The sequence below is a fragment of the Microbacterium sp. genome, assembly GCF_039812165.1.
Lineage (GTDB): Bacteria > Actinomycetota > Actinomycetes > Actinomycetales > Microbacteriaceae > Microbacterium.
Window position 1 is genome coordinate 1 of record NZ_JBDIAB010000260.1, and the last position, 3,537, is coordinate 3,537.

Consider the following 3,537-nt stretch of genomic DNA (forward strand, 5'->3'; position numbering starts at 1 on the left):
CGCCCGCGGCAGCCGGCGAGCCGACCGCGGCGCGCGGCGCGACCGCACCGCCCAGGAAGCCCAGATACCCGGGGACGAGCGGCAGCACGCACGGCGAGAGGAACGAGACGAGACCCGCGAGCATCGCGATCGGGATCGCGAGCCACAGCGCCCCGTCGAACACGACCGCGCCGGGGTTCACGGGGTCTCCGCGAGCGCGTCGCGCACGATCGTCTTGAGGATCGGCGCCTCGCGCAGCTGTCCGATGAACCGCGCGGCGACACGGCCCTGCTTGTCGAGCACGAGGGTCGTCGGCGCCGCCTGCAGCGACGTGGATGCCGCGAACGCGAGCTTAAGGTCGGCATCCCCCCGCGCGAGGACGGACGGGTACTCGATGCCGTACGTCGTCTCGAACGATCGGGCCTGCTCGGGGCCGTCGTAGATGTTCACGCCGAGGAAGTCCGCGCCCTCGGGCTGCGTGGCGGCGTACGCGTCGGCCAGGAGCGGCGCCTCGGCGCGGCAGGGGCCGCACCCCGCGTACCAGAAGTTGAGCACGACCACGCGGCCGGCGTAGTCGGCGCTGGAGATCTGCGAGCCGTCGACGGACGTGCCCTGGAACACGATCGGGTCGCCCCGGCGTTCGGCGGGGATCTCCTCGAACGAGCCGTCGCCGGCGATGAAGCCCTGGTTGCTGCCGCTGCGGTACTGGTCGACGAGGCCGTCGTTCTCGCTCGTGCACGCCGCGAGCGTCACCGCGAGGGCGAGCGCGACGACGGACGCTCCTGCCCGCGTCGCGCGGCCGCCGCGCTTCACACCGCTCCCACGTCGACCGCGCCCGCGGTGCTGGCCGGCTCGGCGTAGGCGACCTCGTGCCACCGCCCGTCGCGCAGCTCGAAGCTCGTCACGCTCGACAGCGCGCATCGGCGATGTCGCGGGTCGTGCCTGAGCGGCTCCCCCGCCACGGCGAGGTGCGTGACCCAGATGGGCAGCTGATGCGAGACGACGACGACGTCGCCGGAGTCGGTGCGCTCCCACGCGTCGCGCATCGCGGCATCCATCCGCTCGACGACCTGCGCGTACGGCTCGCCCCAGCTGGGCAGCGACGGCCTGCGCAGATGCCACCAGTTCAGCGGGTTCAGGAGGGCCCGCCGCATGCGCCGGCCCTCGAAGACGTTCGTGGGCTCGATGACGCGCTCGTCGACGAGCGGCTCGATGCCGAACAGGTCGGCGAACGGGGCCGCCGACTCCCGCGTCCGCTGCAACGGCGAGCAGACCAGCGCGCCGATCGGCCGTTCCAGCTCGTGCACGTGCTCGGCGGCCTGCCGGGCCATGCGGCGACCGTCCGCGCTCAGCCGGAACTGCGGCAGGCGCCCGTACAGCACGCGGCGAGGGTTGTGGACCTCTCCGTGGCGCACGAGGTGAAGGCGGTCGGCGGGCACCCGCCAAGTCTACGTGGCGCGGGTCTGCGCATCTGGCGGTACCCGGGCGGCTCGACATCGTCCACCGGGCCGCTGACTCAGCCTCTCGGCACCCGCTGCCGACGCGCGAACGGGCTCAGGTGGGCACGCCGGCGCTCGCGATCGCCGCGCCGACGAACCACGAGCCGACCACGAGCGGCACCGCCGCCAGCGGCAGCCAGAACCCGAGGCGCCGCCGCACGAGCCGCATGATCGAGACGACGAGGACCGCGACGAAGACGAGCCACGGCAGCACGACAGCGGTGAGCATCCCGATGCCGATGAGCCCCTCGTCGCACTCGACCGCCCCGCACGGGTCGGAGGCCATGGCCAGGAAGAACCCGAAGTACGACACGATCGCGGTGAGGCACACGAGGAGCAGAAGGAGCACCGAGGTCAGCACGATGTCCCACACGCGCGCCGGCGGTCGCGCCGGCGTCGCGTACGCGGTCGGGTACGCCGGACGGCACGGAGAGCTCACGCCCGCATCGTACCCCGCCTCTCCTCGCCTTCACCCGGGCTCCCCGGCCCGCCAGCCGCCCGCCCGGGGCGCCCGGCCCGCCAGCCGCCCGCCGGTGTTCCTCACCCCGCCCTCTTCCGCCGAGTCACTGCTCCCGCGTCGGGTCACTGCGCCGCAGCACAGTGAGTCGGCGGGGGCACAGTGACTCGAGCGCCGAGCCGGACCGCCTCGCACCCACGGGCGGCGCTACCGTAGGCCCGTGATCTACGTCGAGCGTCCCGCGCCGGCGGGGCTGGAGGACGCGGTCTCGCGACTGTGGCTCCTCGAGGCGCCGCGCGTGCGCCGCTACGAGAAGATCCTGCCGCTGCCGTTCGTGCACGTGATCGTCAACCTCTCCGAGCCGTATGCGCTCTACGACCGGGCGGGCGCCCCGACGCGCGTGTCGGACGCGTTCGTCTCCGGCATCCAGCACGAGTACCTGATCATCGAGTCGCCGCCCCTCATCCGCCACGTCGGCATCGAGCTGCTGCCGGGCGGGCTGGGCGCGCTCACGGATGTCGGCGGCCCCGCCGTCGCGGGCCGGGTCCAGGGTGCGCGCGCCGTCGTTCCCGGCGTCGACGACCTCGTCGGCGCCGTCGGCGCCCCGCCCGTCCGCTCCGATGCTGCACCGGCCGCGGCCGCACCGATCGGCTCGGACCGTGCGGCCGCCCCGGCCGCCCCGGCTTCACCGAGCACCGCCGCACCGGTCGACCCCCTCCGCGCGCTGGACGCGCTCACCGCCTTCGTGGTCGACCGCGCCCGCGGCTGGTCGCCCGACCCGGTCGTGCAGCACGCGCTGCGGTCGCTGCGCGACGAGCCCGACCTGCCGATCGGCGACATCGCGCGCACGGCCGGCGTCGCGCATCGCACCCTCATCGCGCGCTTCCGCGCCGCCACGGGGCTGACCCCGCGGGCGTTCGCGCAGGTGGACCGGTTCCACCGGTTCGTCGGCGCCGTGCACGGGGCCGGCGGGGTGCCGGACTGGACGGCGCTCGCGGGCGCCTCGCGCTACTACGACCAGCCGCACGTCATCCGCGCGTTCCGGCGCTTCTGCGGCTGGACCCCGACCGAGTACCACCGCCGTGTCGCGGAGTTCGGGCCGGATGCCGCGCACTTCGTGCCGCTCGACGAGCTGCCGGGTCCGCTCGGTCAGGCGCGGTCGTAGGCCTCGCGCAGCCACCCGACGAGCTCGTCGTCGATGTCGTCCACGGCCGTCACGTCGACCCGGTGCGTGCACATGCCGGTGGCCTCCTTCAACCGCGCCGTCCCGGCGACGCCGCGGAGGTTCAGCCCGACGCTGACGCGCGCGGCGCTCGGCGCCTCGACGAGCGCGAACTGCTTGCGGCGGCGGAACGAGACGCCGGTCTTCTTCGGTGCGACCTCGACGTCGTCGCCGAACGCGGTGAGCTCGGTCAGCAGCCGCTCGTAGAGCGGCCGCAGCCCGGCCTTGCGCCCCGCGTACTGGGCGTCGACGAGGTCGGACGAGGTCGTGACGGCGCCCTGCGACCGGTGCAGCGTGACGATGAGGTTGGCGTAGCCGTGCGAGACGCCGTGCTCCGACTTGAGGAACGCGATCGCGGCCGCGTGCCGGTCGAGCCCGGC

At 74.4% G+C, this 3,537-nt stretch carries 6 protein-coding genes; 1 reads left to right on the forward strand and 5 read right to left on the reverse strand.

Features of this window, described 5'->3' with window-relative positions; translation table 11 throughout:
- From WML84_RS13910 to WML84_RS13925, 4 genes are all read right to left on the reverse strand, one after another.
- The coding region (locus tag WML84_RS13910) for a cytochrome c biogenesis protein CcdA (protein WP_347346732.1) at positions 1-181 on the reverse strand (181 nt) is incomplete at its 3' end.
- A complete protein-coding gene (locus WML84_RS13915) occupies positions 178-792 on the reverse strand; it encodes a TlpA disulfide reductase family protein (RefSeq protein WP_347346733.1) in 615 nt (204 codons plus the stop codon). The genes WML84_RS13915 and WML84_RS13910, both read right to left, overlap by 4 nt.
- Positions 789-1,418 (reverse strand): histidine phosphatase family protein, encoded by a 630-nt coding sequence (locus WML84_RS13920; protein ID WP_347346734.1) that lies wholly within the window; start codon positions 1,416-1,418, stop codon positions 789-791. The genes WML84_RS13915 and WML84_RS13920 overlap by 4 nt, the downstream gene beginning before the upstream one ends.
- A 115-nt stretch (positions 1,419-1,533) precedes the next feature.
- The gene (locus WML84_RS13925; RefSeq protein ID WP_347346735.1) at positions 1,534-1,917 is read right to left on the reverse strand and encodes a DUF6264 family protein; all 384 of its coding nucleotides are present in this window, start codon (positions 1,915-1,917) and stop codon (positions 1,534-1,536) included.
- Between the two features lie 238 nt (positions 1,918-2,155).
- On the opposite strand from WML84_RS13925, the gene WML84_RS13930 reads away from it, so the two are divergent.
- The gene (locus tag WML84_RS13930) at positions 2,156-3,100 is read left to right on the forward strand and encodes an AraC family transcriptional regulator (RefSeq protein WP_347346736.1); all 945 of its coding nucleotides are present in this window, start codon (positions 2,156-2,158) and stop codon (positions 3,098-3,100) included.
- Here the strand turns inward: WML84_RS13930 and WML84_RS13935 are convergent.
- Positions 3,085-3,537: DUF5655 domain-containing protein (locus WML84_RS13935; RefSeq protein ID WP_347346737.1), on the reverse strand; the 453-nt coding region annotated here is incomplete at its 5' end. The two genes, WML84_RS13930 and WML84_RS13935, sit on opposite strands and share 16 nt — an antisense overlap.